Source organism: Nocardioides candidus (genome assembly GCF_041321175.1).
GTDB lineage: Bacteria > Actinomycetota > Actinomycetes > Propionibacteriales > Nocardioidaceae > Nocardioides.
In genome coordinates this window covers 331,180-347,213 of the sequence record NZ_JBGGWC010000001.1, presented here as the reverse complement: position 1 = coordinate 347,213, position 16,034 = coordinate 331,180, and the positions used below count along the sequence as shown (strand labels likewise).

15 protein-coding genes are annotated in these 16,034 nt (G+C 72.6%); 8 read left to right on the top strand and 7 right to left on the bottom strand.

The genetic code is table 11. The features are described 5' to 3' along the window. The first annotated feature begins 158 nt into the window (after positions 1-158). Positions 159-1,475: a cytochrome P450 gene (locus ACAX67_RS01690; protein WP_370702084.1), complete on the top strand. Its 1,317-nt coding sequence runs from the start codon at positions 159-161 to the stop codon at positions 1,473-1,475. Between the two features lie 7 nt (positions 1,476-1,482). Here the strand turns inward: ACAX67_RS01690 and ACAX67_RS01685 are convergent, their stop codons facing one another. Then, positions 1,483-2,604: a lysozyme family protein gene (locus tag ACAX67_RS01685; protein WP_370702083.1), complete on the bottom strand. Its 1,122-nt coding sequence runs from the start codon at positions 2,602-2,604 to the stop codon at positions 1,483-1,485. 247 nt (positions 2,605-2,851) lie between these two features. Here ACAX67_RS01685 and ACAX67_RS01680 point away from each other — a divergent pair, with 247 nt between their 5' ends. Together ACAX67_RS01680 and ACAX67_RS01675 are read left to right on the top strand one after the other, a co-directional pair. Then, a complete protein-coding gene (locus ACAX67_RS01680) occupies positions 2,852-4,099 on the top strand; it encodes a cytochrome P450 (RefSeq protein ID WP_370702082.1) in 1,248 nt (415 codons plus the stop codon). A 97-nt stretch (positions 4,100-4,196) separates the two neighbouring features. Then, complete coding sequence (locus ACAX67_RS01675) at positions 4,197-4,493, top strand: DUF1905 domain-containing protein (protein ID WP_370702081.1); 297 nt, start codon at positions 4,197-4,199, stop codon at positions 4,491-4,493. On the opposite strand, the gene ACAX67_RS01670 is transcribed toward ACAX67_RS01675, so the two are convergent. Genes ACAX67_RS01670 through ACAX67_RS01660 form a run of 3 tightly spaced genes read right to left on the bottom strand, consistent with a single transcriptional unit; the run spans position 4,490 to position 7,111 of the window. Continuing rightward, positions 4,490-5,791: an MFS transporter gene (locus ACAX67_RS01670; protein ID WP_370702080.1), complete on the bottom strand. Its 1,302-nt coding sequence runs from the start codon at positions 5,789-5,791 to the stop codon at positions 4,490-4,492. The two genes, ACAX67_RS01675 and ACAX67_RS01670, sit on opposite strands and share 4 nt — an antisense overlap. Positions 5,792-5,800: 9 nt before the next feature. After that, positions 5,801-6,442 carry a TetR/AcrR family transcriptional regulator gene (locus ACAX67_RS01665; protein WP_370702079.1) on the bottom strand — a complete coding sequence of 214 codons (642 nt, stop codon included), beginning with the start codon at positions 6,440-6,442 and terminating at the stop codon, positions 5,801-5,803. A gap of 9 nt (positions 6,443-6,451) precedes the next feature. Then, a complete protein-coding gene (locus ACAX67_RS01660; RefSeq protein ID WP_370702078.1) occupies positions 6,452-7,111 on the bottom strand; it encodes an SDR family oxidoreductase in 660 nt (219 codons plus the stop codon). A gap of 125 nt (positions 7,112-7,236) precedes the next feature. On the opposite strand from ACAX67_RS01660, the gene ACAX67_RS01655 reads away from it, so the two are divergent. From ACAX67_RS01655 to ACAX67_RS01635, 5 genes are all read left to right on the top strand, one after another. Then, on the top strand, positions 7,237-7,599 hold the full coding sequence (locus tag ACAX67_RS01655) for a YciI family protein (protein WP_370702077.1): 363 nt from the start codon (positions 7,237-7,239) through the stop codon (positions 7,597-7,599). A gap of 4 nt (positions 7,600-7,603) precedes the next feature. Then, positions 7,604-8,863 (top strand): RNA polymerase sigma factor, encoded by a 1,260-nt coding sequence (locus ACAX67_RS01650; protein WP_370702076.1) that lies wholly within the window; start codon positions 7,604-7,606, stop codon positions 8,861-8,863. 56 nt (positions 8,864-8,919) lie between these two features. After that, entirely contained in the window at positions 8,920-10,896 is a 1,977-nt protein-coding gene (locus ACAX67_RS01645; protein WP_370702075.1) for a M3 family metallopeptidase, read from the top strand. 280 nt (positions 10,897-11,176) lie between these two features. Further along, the gene (locus ACAX67_RS01640) at positions 11,177-11,926 is read left to right on the top strand and encodes a PadR family transcriptional regulator (RefSeq protein ID WP_370702074.1); all 750 of its coding nucleotides are present in this window, start codon (positions 11,177-11,179) and stop codon (positions 11,924-11,926) included. Positions 11,927-11,970: 44 nt separating this feature from the next. Continuing rightward, complete coding sequence (locus tag ACAX67_RS01635; protein WP_370702073.1) at positions 11,971-13,332, top strand: hypothetical protein; 1,362 nt, start codon at positions 11,971-11,973, stop codon at positions 13,330-13,332. Positions 13,333-13,335: 3 nt separating this feature from the next. On the opposite strand, the gene ACAX67_RS01630 is transcribed toward ACAX67_RS01635, so the two are convergent. The 3 genes from ACAX67_RS01630 to ACAX67_RS01620 all read right to left on the bottom strand — a co-directional run bounded on the left by ACAX67_RS01630 (position 13,336) and on the right by ACAX67_RS01620 (position 15,985). Beyond that, positions 13,336-14,400 carry a serine/threonine-protein kinase gene (locus tag ACAX67_RS01630; protein WP_370702072.1) on the bottom strand — a complete coding sequence of 355 codons (1,065 nt, stop codon included), beginning with the start codon at positions 14,398-14,400 and terminating at the stop codon, positions 13,336-13,338. A 10-nt stretch (positions 14,401-14,410) separates the two neighbouring features. Next, positions 14,411-15,349: a GNAT family N-acetyltransferase gene (locus tag ACAX67_RS01625; RefSeq protein WP_370702071.1), complete on the bottom strand. Its 939-nt coding sequence runs from the start codon at positions 15,347-15,349 to the stop codon at positions 14,411-14,413. A 75-nt stretch (positions 15,350-15,424) separates the two neighbouring features. Further along, positions 15,425-15,985 carry a YceI family protein gene (locus ACAX67_RS01620; RefSeq protein WP_370702070.1) on the bottom strand — a complete coding sequence of 187 codons (561 nt, stop codon included), beginning with the start codon at positions 15,983-15,985 and terminating at the stop codon, positions 15,425-15,427. Positions 15,986-16,034: the final 49 nt, after the last annotated feature.

The window sequence follows — 16,034 nt, the reverse complement described above, 5'->3', positions numbered from 1 at the left end:
GACGGGCTCGACCGTCGGCGCCCCTCGAGGGACCGGAGCCGATGACGGTCGCCCCGGACCGATCGGCGCCCTCTCAGGGGCTTCCCAGGGATGGCTCGGGGTCGGTTGGGTACGGATACTCACGCGGCACCGAGGGGCCGTCTGATGAAATGTGCGGCATGCCGTTCTCCGTCCCTCTTCCTGGCGTGGTCAAGCGTCGGGTCGTCAAGCTCCTCCTGGAGCGCACGATGAAGGACGGCATCGACCTCCGGAAGCTGCGTTTCCTGCCCGACTCCTTCACGCTCCCGCTGAAGCGCGACGGCCTCGACCCGCTGCCGGCGCTGATGAAGGTGCAGGCGGACCAGCCGGTGAAGAAGCTGGCCACCCTGTTCGGCCGCAACGTCTGGCTGGTCAGCGGCTACGACGAGGCCAAGACGGTGCTCGCCGGCGACGCGTCGGTCTGGTCCAACGACCTGGGGCAGTTCGTCTCCCAGGAGGGCCGCTCGGAGGAGGAGCAGATCGGGGGGCTCGGCATGACCGACCCGCCGCTGCACACCCAGCTGCGCAAGTACCTCACCCCCGAGTTCACGATGCGCCGGCTCGCCCGCCTGCAGCCGGGGATCGAGGCGATCGTCCAGAAGCGCCTGGACGCGATGGAGGCCGCCGGCGTGGGCGGTGCCGACGTCAACCTCGTCGAGGAGTTCGCCTTCGCGGTGCCGTTCGACGTCATCTGCGACCTGCTGGGCCTCCCGGTCGAGGACCGTGGCCGTTTCCTCGAGCTCGGCGTCGCCCGGTTCGACCTCAGCGAGGGCGGGGTCGGGGTCTTCGGTGCCGCGGCGCACACCCGCGACTTCCTCATCAACGCGGTGCGCGAGCAGCGCGACGCTCCGGGCGACGGCCTGATCGGCGCGCTGCTCCAGGAGTACGGCGACGAGCTGGACGACGTCACGCTGGGTGGCATCGCCGACGGGGTGTTCCTCGGTGGTTACGAGACGAGCGCGAGCATGCTCGCCCTCGGCACCTACCTGATCGCCTCCAACCCGGAGGCCGGCCGGATGCTCCGCTCCGACCCGGCGTCGGTGGACAAGGTGGTCGAGGAGCTGCTGCGGCACCTCTGCGTCGTACAGCTGGCCTTCCTGCGGTTCGCCAAGCAGGACGTCCGGGTCGGCAAGGCGCTCATCAAGGAGGGCGACGCGGTCGGCGTCTCGCTGCTCGCCGCCAACCGCGACCCGCGCCTCGGGCCGGACCTCGGCACGTTCGACCCGACCCGCGACCCGGTACGGCACCTGTCGTTCGGCTGGGGGATGCACCGCTGCGTCGGTGCCGAGCTCGCACGGATGGAGCTGCGCACCGCGCTCCGCATGCTCGCCGAGCGCTTCCCCGACCTGTCGCTCGCGGGCGACATCGGCGACCTCGACTTCCGCAAGCTGTCGGCGGTCTACGGCGTCGAGGCGCTCCCGGTCCGGCTCTACGGCGAGCTCGTCGAGACCGCCTGAGCTCCTCCTACGGCGCGGCCGAGGTGGAAGCCTCGGTCGGACTGGCGGACCAGCTGCTGCTCGGCGCAGCGGTCGGGGTCGTCGCGGTCGTGGACGCGGGTTCGGTCGGCGTCGGGACTGCCGTCGAGGGATCCGTGGCGGTGGGCGTGGTCGGTGTGGTGCTGGGCGTGGTGGTGGTCGGCTCCGTCCAGGTGGGCGTCGCCGGGTCCCAGGTCACGGGGTCGGTCGCGAGCGCGCTCGGTCCCGGGTAGGCGTCGAGGGCGGACCGGGTCTGACGCGCGGCGGGTGCGACCGCCACGACCGGACCCGCGGCGAGGACGGTCGGGGGCGGCAGCGTCAGCGCGGTGAACACCGGTCGGGCCGTCGCCAGCGCGCGGTCGTAGGTGCGGGTCGCCGCGAGCACCGCGGCGACGAAGGCAGGGCTGTGGTTGACGTGACGGACGGCCGCGCGCAACCCCGCGGTGGTGCCGAGGTGCCCGCGCCCGCTGCACAGCAGGACCGCCACGCCCAGTGCGGCGTCGTCGATGTCGTAGGGATTGCGGCGTCCGTTGCCGTCGGCATCGACGCCGATCAGTGCCCAGGTCGCGGGCGAGAGCTGCATCGGACCCACGGGGCGGTCGTGCTTCTCGTCGCGGTCGTGCTCGCCCGCGTCGGTGTCGGGCAGGCGGGAACCGTCGCGGCGGCGCAGGGGCCTGCCGGCGTACCTGGGCAGCATGACGCCGCGTCGGTCGAGGTCGCTGCCGGCGGCCGTGCCGTGAGCGGACACGACCTGGCCGACCGCCGCGACCACGGTCCAGCGCAGGCCGCAGTGCGGTGCCGCGTCCGCCATGACGGACTCGGCCCGTTGGTAGGCCTGGACGGCGCGGAGCGGGATGGCGTCGAGACGGGTCGGTCGTGCGGTCGTCCGGACGACGATGCCACTGGCCAGGTGCGGGTCCGGGACCCTGGCCGGGTCCGGCAGGTCCACCGGAGCAGGTGCGCGGTGCGGGGCCCGCGCCGCGGCGGAGGCCGCGGCCGGGGGAGGCGCCGTCGGGGCGCCGGGCGAGCCGAGGGTGGAGGCGGCGACGTAGGTCGTCGACGCGACCAGCGCGGATGCCGCGAGGACCGCGGTCAGGGGTGCGCGACTCATGACGTCTCGACGTCGCCGGCACAGGCGAGCTCGACCATTGCCACGTCCCTTCCCCTGGCCTCGCAGCGATCGCGAGGCTGCCCCTCCCAGAGCCCGTTCGTCCTACTTCTCCTCAGGTTGGCACGCGTGTCGTCCCGCGGACGGAGCGTGCCCTTTCGTCCCGCTTGTCCTTCTAAACGCTCCGCGGGGGTCGAGCCTGGGGTGAGACCGCTCGACGGGAAGCGAGAACGTGTTCCATTCTTCTCGGATGGGGATCGAGTCGGCCGCCGCTCGCTACGTGCCCGGTGGGGGCGCGGCGTGGCGTGACCCCTGGCCGTCGTACTCCGCCCTGCGCGAGGACGAGCCGGTCCACCACGTCGTGCCGCCCCGTCACCCGGACGCCGACTTCTACGTGCTCTCCCGGCACCGCGACGTGCTGGCGGCGGCGGTGGACACCGAGACGTTCAGCAGCGCGCAGGGCCTGACGGTGTCGTACGGCGAGCTCGAGCAGATCGGGCTCGCCGACAACCCGCCCTTCGTGATGACCGACCCACCGGTGCACACCGCCTTCCGGCGACTGGTCGCGCGGGGGTTCACCCCGCGCCAGGTGGCCGAGCTCGAACCGGCCGTGCGCGCGTTCGTCGTGGATCGCCTGGACCGACTGCGCGCGGCCGGAGGCGGTGACATCGTCGCCGAGCTCTTCAAGCCGATGCCGAGCATGGTCGTGGCGCACTACCTCGGCGTGCCCGAGGCGGACCGGCCACGCTTCGACGAGTGGACCAACGCGATCGTGGCGGCCAACGCCGCGGAGGGCGTGGGTGGCGCGGTCGGCGGAGCAGCGGGCGCGACCGCCGAGCTGATGGCGTACTTCTCGGCCCTCGTCGAGCAACGGCGGGCCGAGCAGGCCGCGGGGCGCTTCGGCGAGGACACCGTCTCGCACCTGGTCGCGGCGGCCGACGAGGGCGACGGTTCCGTGGCGCCGACGGACGTGCTCGCGATCCTGGGGTTCGTCTTCACGATGGTCACCGGCGGCAACGACACCACCACCGGGCTCCTCGGCGGCACGATGGAGCTGCTGGCCGCCTACCCCGACCAGCACGAGGAGCTCGCCGAGGCACCGCACCTCGTGCCGGACGCGGTCGAGGAGCTGTTGCGGCTGACCTCCCCGGTGCAGGGTCTCGCCCGCACGACGACGCGCGACGTCGAGCTGCACGACACCGTGATCCCCGCCGGGCGGCGGGTGCTGCTGCTCTACGGCGCGGCCAACCGCGACTGGCGCAAGTACGGCGCCGACGCCGAGCACCTCGACATCCGCCGCCGGCCGTCCCAGATCCTCACCTTCAGCCAGGGCCACCACCACTGCCTCGGCGCCGCGGCCGCGCGGCTCCAGGCCCGCGTCGCGCTCGAGGAGCTGATGGTCCGGATCCCGCAGTTCTCCGTCGATCCCTACGCGATCGTCTGGGCGCCGGGCGCCTATGTCCGGCGCCCCGTGAGCGTGCCGATCGAGGTCGGCTGAGGGGTGCTGGGCGCCCGGGCGGTCCGTGGCGACGTGTGACCGTCTCCCGAAGCGATGCCCGCGATGAGTCCGCCCGCCACGCCCGGTCTGACCTTGCATGACCACCCAGAAGCACGGCGTCGGACCCCTCGACGTCACGTTCACCGAGACGCTGCGGCTGAGCCCGGCCCGGGGCGGCTGGACCTATGTCGTGTGGCCGGAGTCGGCGGCGTACTTCGGCACCCGCGGCCGCGTGAAGGTGCGCGGCACCGTCGACGGTGCGCCGTTCGAGACGTCGTTCATGGCGCTCGGGGACGGCAACCACAAGCTCCCCGTGGGCAACGCCCTCCGCGTCGAGACCGGCAAGAGCGCCGGTGACGAGGTCGTCGTCCACCTGACCGAGCGCGTCTCCTAGACCGGCCGGTCGGCCTCACGGGTGAGCCGGTAGCGCCAGAACACCGGGATCGCGACCGCTGCCGCGGTCGTGAGTACGACGACCAGCACCCCGCCGCCCGCGGCCGCGACGGCCGTCCCGACCATCGCGGCGGTGGCGCCGTGCGCGACGTCGGCGATCCGGGGCCCGCCCGCCACGACCACGATGAAGATGCCCTGCAGCCGGCCGCGCACCGCGTCGTTCGCCGAGGCCTGCAGGATGCTCATCCGGAAGGCGGCGGACGCCATGTCGGCCGCGCCACCGATCGTCAGCATCACCACGGCGAGCACCAGCATCACGTGCACCGCGCCGGGTGCCTGGTCGGCCACGAAGACCGACGTGCCGAAGCCCACCATCGCCAGGCCCCACACGAGGATGCACCACACGACGGCCTTCCCCTGGGCGTCGATCCGCGAGACCCAGCCGGAGAACACCCCACCGAGCACGGCGCCGAGCGGGATCCCGGCGAAGAGCAGCGCGAAGGCGATGCCCCCCTCGGACGGGCCGGCGAAGCTCTCGTGCGCGATCTCGGGGAAGAGAGCGCGGGGCATGCCGAAGACCATCGCGATGATGTCCACGAGGAAGCTCATCAGCAGCACCGGGTGGCCGCGCAGGTAGCCGATGCCCTCGACGACCGACCGCAGCCCGGGCGGCCGGCCGCTCGCCCCCTCCACGGGGAGCGGCGGCAGCCGCACGACCGCCCACAGGGTCGCGAGGAGGCAGACGCTGTCGATCAGGTAGAGCCAGGAGAAGCCGAGCACCGGGATCAGCGCGCCGGCGACGAGCGGGCCCGCGATCGCGCCGGCCTGGAAGATCGTCATGTTGAGCGAGTTGGCCGCGGGCAGCAGCTCGTCGGGCAGCAGCTTCGGCAGCACCGCGCTGCGGGTCGGCTGGTTGATGGCGAAGAACGCCTGCTGCACGGAGAAGAGCCCCAGCAGCAACCACACGTCGCTCGCGCCGAGCGCGGCCTGCAGCCAGAACAGCGCACTCGTGCCGATGAGCCCGGTCGTCGTCACCAGCAGGAGGCTGCGCCGGTCGAAGTGGTCGGCGAGCGCACCGCCCCACAGCCCGAAGACGACCAGCGGGACCAGGCCGAAGATGCCGGTGAGGCCGACGTACGCCGACGAGCCGGTCTCGGCGTAGATCTGGGCCGGCACCGCGACGACCGTCAGCTGGGCGCCGACGACGGTGACGATGTTGGCCGTCCAGAGCCGCCGGAAGTGCGGGTCGGCGAGCGGCCGGGTGTCAGCCGTCAGGCTGCGCAACGACCGTCCACTCACGCGGCGATGCTACGGAGCGACGGCGTCCTGATCCGCAGGCGGGGGCAGCATGGGCACGAGGATCGTCCGCGCCAGGGCGCTCAACGCGTCCTCGTCGTCGAGGTCGACCCGGTGGCTCGGGATGAGCAGGAACGACGTGCAGATGCGCACGATCACCTCCGCGACGAGCTCGGCATCGACGGACGCGTCCACGTTGCCGGCCTCCTGCTCGCGCCGGATCTGGCCGGCCACGAAGGTCGCGACGTTGTCGAGCGTGCTGCCCTCGTCGCCCACCACCGACGACAGGAGCATGTCGTCGTCGGTCACGAAGAGCGCGTTGATCAGGGGGTTGGACCGGACCACCCGCAGCGAGGTCAGGAACCCGAGCTCGACCCGCTCCGCCACGGTGTGCGCCGAGGCGATGTCGCGCACGAACTCGGCGAAGTAGTTGCGGAACTCGTGCTGCACCGTCCGCTCGACCAGCAGCTCCTTCGTCGCGAACCGCCGGTAGACCGTGATCCGGGAGACGCCGGACCGCTTCGCGACGTCCTCCATCGTCGAGCGCTGCACGCCGAACCGGCGGAACTGCTCGCTGGCGCCCGCGAGGATGCGCTCGGTGATCTCGTCGGTGGCCTCGGGGGCACCGGCGCCCTCGGGGGTCGGTGACGTCACGGCCGGAGGCTACCCGTTGTAGGGCACGTGCGGCGTCCAGTCGTCGTCGGACCGCCGGACCGCCGCCCACATCGCGTCCGCGATGGGCTGCGGTGTGAAGGGGCCGTCTTTGGCGAGCACGCCGTTGATCTGTACGGCGACCGCCCGCACGCCCTCGGGCGCCAGCGTCTTGTCGAGGCTGGTCACCAGGTTGCGCACCGCGGCCTTCTGCACGCCGAGCGTGGCCGCTCCCGGCGACGGCGTGTCGGCGGCGGCACTGCCGGTCACCAGGACGCGCGCCCCCGGCTCCATGAAGGGGTGCGCGGCCTGGACCGCGGGGAGCAGGCCGCCGGCGCCGAACGCGACGTCCTCGAGCAGCTCGGCGACGCTCAGCTCGAGCGGGCTCTTCTCACGCCAGGCACTGGGGTTGAAGTGCAGCACGTCGATCCGGCCGTGCCGCTCGCCGACGCCGCGCACCACGTCCTCGATGTCGGCGGCGTCGTGGAGGTCGATCCCCACACCCTCCGCGCGGTGGCCCTCCGTCGCGAGCGTGGCGGCCAGCGGCGCGGCGTCGTCGGCTGTCCGTGCGGCCAGCACGACGTCGTACCCCTCCTCCGCGAAGCGGCGGGCGACCCCGAGCCCGAGGCCGGGACCGGCGCCGAGGACGACGTAGACGGGCGAGTCGCTCATGCCGGCCACTGTAGTGACGGACCCGGCGAAGAATTCTGTGGCAGGTTGTCGTACCGGACCACGCGCGTTCGTGGTGAGGGTGAGAGGCGGTCGTCGGGACCGCCACCCATCATGAGGAGATCGACATGACGCACTACCTGCTCTCCGTCCACGGCCCCGCCGAGATGGAGGAGTTCGGCAACTACGGCTCCCAGGAGGAGATGGAGCAGGCGTTCGCCGACACGGGCCGCTTCAACGACCAGCTGAAGGCCGACGGCTACTGGGTCTTCGCGGGCGGCCTCCAATCCGCGACCACGGCGACCGTCGTCGACGGCACCGGCGACGCGCCCGTCATGACCGACGGGCCCTACCTGGAGACCAAGGAGGTCATCGGCGGCTTCTGGGTCATCGACGCCCCCGACCTCGACGTCGCCCTCAAGCTCGCCGCGGCCGGCTCCAAGGCCTGCGGCGGCAAGGTCGAGGTCCGTCCCTTCGAGGGTCTCGCCTAAACCGTTGGTCGACGAGGTCGCCCAGCGACCGTCACCAGGCTCGGCGGCGATCGAGCGGGTCTTCCGCGAGGAGTACGGCCGTCTGATCGCCTCGCTCGTCCGCCGTTTCGGGGACATCGACATCGCCGAGGAGGCGGCCGGCGAGGCACTGCTGACCGCGCTCGAGAAGTGGCCGGCCGAAGGCGTGCCGCCCAACCCCGGAGGGTGGCTCACCACCACCGCCGGCAACCGGGCGATCGACCGGCTGCGCCGCGAGAAGCTGCGCGACACCAAGCACCGACAGGCTGCTGAGATGTACGACGACACGCCCCACCAGTCGACGGGACCCTTCGATCCCGCCGAGGACGACCGGCTCCGGCTGATGTTCACCTGCTGCCACCCGGCGCTCGCCCCAGAGGCGAGGATCGCCCTGACCCTGCGACTGCTCGGGGGGCTCACGGTGCCGGAGATCGCGCAGGCGTTCCTGGTGCCGGAGACCACGATGGGGCAGCGGATCACCCGTGCGAAGAAGAAGATCGCCGCCGCCAAGATCCCCTACCGGGTCCCCGACGCCGAGGAGCTGCCCGGCCGCGTGGCGACCGTTCTGGCCGTGCTGTTCCTCGTGTTCAACGAGGGCTACCTGGCCAGCGGCGACGGAGCGCCGATCCGTGCCGAGCTCACCGCGGAGGCGATCCGGCTGACCCGGATCCTGCGCGCGCTGATGCCCGGCGAGCCCGAGGTGACCGGCCTCCTCGCGTTGCTGCTGCTCACGGAGGCGCGCCGCGAGGCGCGGGTGCGCGGCGGCGAGCTGGTCCGCCTCGACGACCAGGACCGCGGGGGCTGGGACCGTGCCCTGATCGAGGAGGGCCACGCCCTCGTGCGGGAGTGCCTGCAGCTCAACCGCCCCGGGCGCTACCAGATCCTCGCCGCGATCAACGCCGTCCACACCGACTCGCCCTCGGCCGAGGACACCGACTGGTCGCAGGTCGCCGCGCTCTACGACCAGCTGCTCCGCGTCGACCCCTCGCCGATCGTCGCGCTCAACCGCGCGGTCGCGATCGCCGAGCTCGACGGCCCTGCCGTGGGGCTCGCCGAGGTCGACCGGCTGGGGGAGTCGGCGGAGGTGCTGGCGTCGTACCACGCCTTCCACGCGACCCGCGCCGACCTCCTGCGCCGGCTCGGCAGGAGCGCCGAAGCGCGGGAGGCGTACGACGCCGCGCTCGCCGTCTGCGACAACACCGCCGAGCGCGCCTACCTGGAACGGCGGCGGGGCGAGCTGGTCTGAGACGGGCTCCTGGCGGAAGCGAGGTTGTCCGACAACCTGCGTCGTAGGGTGACGGCGTGACTCTCGACCCGATCTCCCTGCCTGCCTCTGCCGACGCCGCGACCTGGACGCAGTGGCTCGACGCCCGCTCCGCGGCCGAGCTGGACGCGGCGCGCGAGCTGGTGCGTGCGGTCCGCACGTCGCCGCCCGACGACCCGCGGTCGGCGTTGCACGCGTGGGACCGCGCGACGGGGAAGGTCGGTGGCCTCGCGGCGCTCGGCTCCCTGATCGGCAACGTCCACCCCGACGAGTCGGTGCGCGACCTCGCCGACGCGATGGAGCAGGACGCGCAGCGCCTGCTCACCGAGTGGAGCCTGGACCGCGGTCTCTACGACGTCTTCGCCGCGCTCGACGGCACCGTCGTCGCCGACGACGCGGCGGCGACGCGCCTGCTGGAGAAGGTGCGCAAGGGCTTCCGGCGCTCGGGCGTCGACAAGGACGAGGAGACCCGCGAGCGGATCTCGAAGATCCGCGACCGGCTGACCGGCCTCGACCAGGAGTTCAGCAAGATCACCCGCGACGACGTACGCACGATCCGCGTCGCCCCCGAGCGCCTCGCCGGCATGCCCGACGACTGGCTGGCCGCACACCCGGCCGGCGACGACGGTCTGGTCGAGGTCACCACCGACTACCCCGACGCCATCCCGGCCCGGATGTTCGCCCTCGACCAGGACGTCCGGCGTGACATCCAGACCGCCTTCCTGCAGCGCGGCTGGCCGGAGGCCGAGCCGCTGCTGGAGGAGATGTTCGCGCTGCGGCAGGAGCTGGCGACCCTCGTCGGCTACGCCGACTGGGCGTCCTACGACGCCGACGTGAAGATGATCGGCACGGGCTCGGCGATCCCGGAGTTCATCGACAAGATCGCCGCCGCGGCCCAGGGGCCGATGGAGTCCGACATGGCCGTCCTCCTCGAGCGCTACCGCCGCGACTACCCCGAGGCGACCGAGATCCCGCTGTACGACTCGTTCTTCTACCAGCGGCTGGTGCAGGAGGAGCAGTACGACGTCGACGCCCAGCGGGTGCGCACCTACCTCGCCTTCCCGAAGGTGCGCCAGGGCCTGCTCGAGGTCACCGGCCGACTCTTCGGGCTGCGCTACGAGGAGGTCGACGTGCCGACGTGGCACGACGACGTGACGTCGTACGACGTGTTCCGTGCCGACTCCGGTGACGCGCTCGGTCGCATCCACCTGGACCTCCACCCGCGCGAGGGGAAGTACAAGCACGCCGCGCAGTTCACCCTCGTCGAGGGCGTCGCCGGGGAGCAGCTCCCCGAGGGCGTGCTGGTCTGCAACTTCTCCCGTGGCCTGATGGAGCACGACCACGTCACGACGCTCTTCCACGAGTTCGGACACCTGCTGCACCACGTGCTCGCGGGTCACGGCGAGTGGTACCGCTTCGCCGGTGTCGCCACCGAGTGGGACTTCGTGGAGGCCCCGAGCCAGATGCTCGAGGAGTGGGCCTGGGACCCCTCCGTGCTCCGCACCTTCGCGACCGACGAGGCGGGTGAGCCCATTCCCACCGAGCTGGTCGAGGCGATGCGCCGCTCCGACGACTACGGCAAGGGCATCTACGCCCGCACCCAGATGTTCTACGCCGCCATGTCCTACTACTTCCACGCCGACGAGGCGCGTCGTGCGGCCGGCGAGCAGGTCGGGTCGCTCACCGACCGGATGATCGCCCTGCAGAAGGAGTACGGCGCCCTCCCCTACCTCGAGGGCACCCACATGTTCGCCTCCTTCGGCCACCTCGGCGGCTACAGCTCGGCCTACTACACCTACATGTGGTCGCTGGTGATCGCGAAGGACATGTTCAGCGCATTCGACAGTGGCTCGGGCGCGGGCGGGGCGGGCGACATGTTCGCCCCCGACGTCGCCACCCGCTACCGCGACCGGGTCCTCGCCCCCGGTGGCCTGAAGGACGCCGCCGACCTGGTCGCCGACTTCCTCGGCCGCCCGTACTCCTTCGACTCCTACGCCGCCTGGCTCGCTCGCTAGGCCTTCGCCCGCGCTTGTTGGGGGTGGTCGCGGCGCGGGGCGTCGGGGCGGGGCGCGGCGCGGCGCGTCGGGGGTAACTCAGTGTTCGGTTCGCTCCCGCCGCCGTACGTCCGCTCCCACGGTGCTGTGACCGGTCACTGCACCGTGGGAGCGCACGCAACGCACTCCGAGCGTTCCGAACACTGAGTTACCCCCACTTGCCCGGGGCGACTATCGCCACTACACTAGCGATATATCGCGACATGATTCCGAAGGTCGCACAACAGGGGGAGGAACCCACATGCATCACCCACACAAGAACTTCGGCCCCTTCTGGGCCGCCATGGCCGACTGCGGTCACGACCACGACCACCAGCACGCGCAGCACCGCCCGGGCCCCGGCCCATGGGGCAACCCCTGGGAGCACCGCGGCTCGCACCACCGCGGGGGCGGGCCGGGCGGTCCGCCGCCGTGGCTGGCCGGCCTGTTCGGCATGGGTCGTCCCGAGGGGCAGCGCGGAGCGCGAGTACGACGCGGCGACGTCCGCTTCGCGATCCTCGACGTCCTTCGGGCCGCCCAGGAGCGCGAGGAGTCGCTCAACGGCTACCAGGTGATCCAGCAGATCACCGACCGCAGCGGCGGCGCCTGGCGCCCGAGCCCGGGATCGGTCTACCCGACCATCCAGCAGCTCGAGGACGAGGGCTTCGTCGAGACCGACGGGGAGCGCAGTCGTCGTACCCTCCGGATCACCCGGGCCGGCGCGGACTACTGCGCCCACAACGCCGACCAGCTGGCGGCGGTCTGGCGCCCGTTCGAGCGGGCCGAGGCCGAGCCGGGCGACCACGCCGACATCAAGGCGGAGATCCCGCAGGTCATGGGTGCCGTCTGGCAGATCGTCACCTCCGGTGACGCGACCCAGCGCCGTGCGGCCGTCGAGGTGCTGGTCGATGCCCGGCGCCGGCTCTACGGCATCCTCGCCGACGGCCCGGCCGGCGACGAGACCGACGAGACCGCCGAGACCGACGAGGCCGACGGCACCGGCGAGGCCTGACCGGCCGACGACCCACCCGCGGCCGCCTCGCTAGGCTGCCGCGGGTGAGGTCCGTCGTCCGTGGTGCCGCCGCTGCGGCGGTCCTGGCGCTCGCCGTCGGCGCATGGACGTACGACGCCCGCGCCGCCGCCCCGGCCGCCGGCTCCGGCCAGGTGGACATCGGCGGCACGCCGGTGCCCGGTGCCAGTACCGACCCGGGCGACCCCACGTCGCTCGACGCCGGCCTCTGGCGCCTCGACCTCGGGGCGGAGGGCCAGCCGCTCCGGCTGACCTACGACCGCCGGATCCAGGGGAGCACGGTCCACATCGGTGCGATCGGCGCCCCGGCCGGCTCGGCCGGCGACGGGCTCCAGCTCGCGGCGACCGATGCCGCGAACCCCGACGATCCCGAAGGTGACGACTGCGGCAGCGACTCCGCGACCACCGACTCCTCGGCGTCGACGGCCGTCGTCGGCGTGCAGGTCGTCGTCGGCGAGGAGGTCGACCAACCCGACTCCACCTGCACGTCGGCCGGCACGATCGCCATCACGCTCGGCCGCTACTCCAGCTCCAACGACGAGGACCTCCCGGTCGCCCTGAAGATCGTCGAGGAGGCCCCGACCTCCGACCAGGGGGAGCCGCCGCCCGACGACGACGCCCTGGACTTCGAGGTGCCGAGGCCGGCCGACTCCTCGGTCACGACGGCGGGCGCGGCGTCCTTCGCCGACGCGCCCCTCGTCGACCCGCGCGACGGTGCGGTCACGATCGACACCACCGTCACCGAGGGCACCGAGCTGCTCTGGCGGGTACCGGTCTCCTGGTCCGACCAGCTCGTCGCGCGCGTCGACCTGCCCGCACTCGACAGCGACGAGGCCACCGAGCTGGGCTCCCCGAGCAGCTACACCCGGCTCGCGATCGTCCAGCCGACCCGCGACCTCTACGCCCAGACGGGCGACGACGGCTCCTACGGCTACTACGGCAGCACCGAGCGCAGCCGCCTGGTCGTGGCGGGCTACCCGTTGCGCTACCTCAACCGCTACTCCTCCGACGAGGCCCCGGTCCTGCCCGGCGACGAGTGGGTCTCGATCGCCGTGGCGGCGGCGCCCGCCGACCGGAGCGCGGTCGACGTGCCCGTCGAGCTCACCATCGCCGTCACCCCCACCGACGCCGAGCCGCCGACCTACCAGGCGGCCGTCCTGGCGCAGGGCGGCGGCGCGGGGCCGGCGGGCTACTCGGCCGACAAGCCCTACCTCGTGGGCGACGGGGAGTTCTCCGCGGTCGCGTCGGGCAACCCGCTGCCGCCGGTCGCCGACGACGAGCCCGGGTGGTGGACGGGGCGACACCTCTCCGGGTTGGGCCTCGGTGTGATCAGCCTCGGCTGCTGCGCCGCGGGCGCCGGCTGGCTGACCCGTCGTCGCCGGGCGTGAGGCTCAGCCGACGAGCAGCCAGCCGCTGACGACGAGGCCGACCAGGCCCGCCACGATCAGCAGTGCAGGTGCGAGCACGCGCGCCCGGCGATCGACCGGCGCCGGGGTGTGCAGGGAGGTCGGCGCGCCCGAGGAGAGTGGCGGCGGAGGCGGCGGTGGCGGGAGGTGCGGCGTCGGCGTCGCCGGCGGGGCGTACGACGTCGTCGGCTGCTCCGCCGCGAGCATCCCGCTCGGGATCGGTGGGAAGACGTCGCGCACGTCGATCGGGTCGGCGGGGTCGACCGGCAGGGCGAGCAGCCGCTGCAGGGCCGGGTGGGTGCGCAGCTGCGCCGCCGTCGGCCGGGCGGCCGGGTCGTGCGCGGACGCGGCCGCCGCGAGGTCGAGCACCGCGTCGTGCGCGGGGACGCCGGTGCGGAGGGCGTCGATGTCGAGCTCGCCGGGCTCGCGCGGGACCTTGGTCGCGGTGAGCATCTCGACCATGACCATGCCGAGCGCGTAGACGTCCGCGCTGGGGGCGGGGTCGGCGCCCAGCGCCTGCTCGGGCGCCATGTAGCCGGGCGTGCCGATCACCATCGCCACATGGGTCAGCCGCGCCTCGTTGACCGGCACCGCGATGCCGAAGTCGGTCAGCCGCAGGTGGGGGACACCGCGGCCGGTCGGCTCGAGCAGCAGGTTGCCCGGCTTGACGTCGCGGTGGACGATCCCGGCCGCATGCACCGCCTCGAGCGCCTGGAGTGTCTGGTCGACGAGTCGCCCGACCCAGCGCGGGGGGAGGGCGCCGTACTGCTGGATCAGCTGGGTCACCGACCCGCCGGCGACCAGCGGCATGGTGAACAGCACGCGGTCGTCGACGCCGGCCCACGACTGCGGCGCGACGATGTGGGTGTGGTCGATGCGCAGCGACTGCTCGCGCACGAAGCGGAGCAGCATCGCCGCGTCGCTCTGCCGCAGCATCTTGGCGGCCTTGACCTGGCCGTCGGCGCGGTCGAGCACGCGCCACACCGTGCCCATGCCGCCCGACGCGATCGGGTCGATCAGCTCGTAGCGCCCCGCGAAGACCTCACCCACAGGGATGAGCCTAGAGATCGACCGCCCGGTTCACCCACACCGAGTCGGTCACCATCCCGACCTTCTCGTAGAGCGTGAGCGCTCCGGTGCGCGAGTCGGTCGACAGGCAGGAGCTCACGGCGCCGTGCTCGCGTCCGGACTCGAACGCTGCGACGAGCAGCGACTGGGCCAGACCGCGGTTGCGGTGGTCCTTGTGCACGGCGATCCGCGCGACATAGGTCTCCTTGGCCCCGTTGCCCTCGGCCATGGTGCTGAACACCGCCCCCGCGATCGCGCCGTTGGGGCCGGCGGCCACCTGGAGCTGCCACGGCTCGAAGCCCGGCCGCAGCCAGACCTCGGCGGCGAAGTCGTCGAGGCTCTGCTTCTCGCGCTCCGACCACTCCAGGAAAGCGTCCTCGAGGACGTGCCAGACCTGCTCGCGGTCGTCCTCGGTGGCGACCCGCAGCGCGTAGCCCTCGGGCAGCGGCCGCTCCTCGATCGTCTGGCCGGCCGGGAGCCGCAGCACCCAGCTCGTCCACCGCACGCGGTAGCCGAGCCCCTCGAGCAGCCGGTCGCCCGGGGAGCCCTCCGGCACCGGCATGCCGACGACCGACGCCCCGCGCGAGCGGGCGAGGTCGCGGGCCCAGGCCGCGAGCCAGGTGCCGATGCCGCGACCCCGCACATCGGGGTGGACGGCGGCGTCGTAGCGGTCGTGGCCCATCAGCTCGGCGTACGCCACGATCCGCTCGCGGCCGTCGGCCTGCTCGAGGACCGCGACGGTGCTGGCCTCGATGTCATACGACGGCCGCTGCCACTCCGCGATCAGGTCCTCCTCCTCGATCTCGACGGTGCCGATGTCGTGGCGCTCCTGCGCGGCGATCACCTCGAACACCTCGGCGGAGTCGGAGGCCCGCAGGGGGCGGGTGGCCAGGTCGGGGGGCAGCGCGGGGGCATCGGAAATGGCGGACACCCGCGGGAGTTTGCCTCCCGCGGGTGTCCGCCGCGAACGATTAAGTGAAAATCGACGCAGCTCCGTCGACGATCGTCAGCTGTTGCGGATCGCCGAGATGTCGAACTCGAGCTTGATCTTCTCCGACACGAGGATGCCGCCGGTCTCGAGCGCGGCGTTCCACCCCAGGCCCCAGTCCTTGCGGTTGACGGTGGTCTCGCCCTCGAAGCCGACGCGCAGGTTGCCGAACGGGTCCTTCGCCGAGCCGCCCTCCTCGAACTCGATCGTGACCGGACGGGTGACGTCCTTGATGGTCAGGTCGCCGACGATGGTCCACTCGTCGCCGTCGCGGCTGACCGAGGTGGAGGAGAAGGTCCACTGCGGGTAGTTCTCGACGTCGAAGAAGTCGGCGGACTTGAGGTGGCCGTCCCGGTCCGCGACACCCGTCGAGACGCTGGCGGCGTCGATCGTCAGGTTGACGGAGGAGGCGGCGGGGTTCGCGACGTCGATGTGCGCGGTGCCCTCCCACGCGGCGAACGAGCCGCGGACCTTGGTGACCATCGCGTGCCGGGCCACGAAGCCGAGGCGGCTGTGCGAGGTGTCGATGGTGTAGTCGCCGCTGATGTCGGTCAGGGCGGTCGTGAAGGTCTCGGTCATCTCTTGCTCCTGGGTTGACGGGCGATTGGACCCGATTGGTTGAAGACTC

What these genes read in the sequence shown, in the direction of transcription:
- ACAX67_RS01690 (WP_370702084.1), top strand. Translation starts at nt 159, where the DNA reads ATGCCGTTCTCCGTCCCTCTTCCTGGCGTGGTCAAGCGTCGGGTCGTC.
- ACAX67_RS01685 (WP_370702083.1), bottom strand. Translation starts at nt 2,604, where the DNA reads ATGAGTCGCGCACCCCTGACCGCGGTCCTCGCGGCATCCGCGCTGGTC.
- ACAX67_RS01680 (WP_370702082.1), top strand. Translation starts at nt 2,852, where the DNA reads ATGGGGATCGAGTCGGCCGCCGCTCGCTACGTGCCCGGTGGGGGCGCG.
- ACAX67_RS01675 (WP_370702081.1), top strand. Translation starts at nt 4,197, where the DNA reads ATGACCACCCAGAAGCACGGCGTCGGACCCCTCGACGTCACGTTCACC.
- ACAX67_RS01660 (WP_370702078.1), bottom strand. Translation starts at nt 7,111, where the DNA reads ATGAGCGACTCGCCCGTCTACGTCGTCCTCGGCGCCGGTCCCGGCCTC.
- ACAX67_RS01655 (WP_370702077.1), top strand. Translation starts at nt 7,237, where the DNA reads ATGACGCACTACCTGCTCTCCGTCCACGGCCCCGCCGAGATGGAGGAG.
- ACAX67_RS01640 (WP_370702074.1), top strand. Translation starts at nt 11,177, where the DNA reads ATGCATCACCCACACAAGAACTTCGGCCCCTTCTGGGCCGCCATGGCC.
- ACAX67_RS01620 (WP_370702070.1), bottom strand. Translation starts at nt 15,985, where the DNA reads ATGACCGAGACCTTCACGACCGCCCTGACCGACATCAGCGGCGACTAC.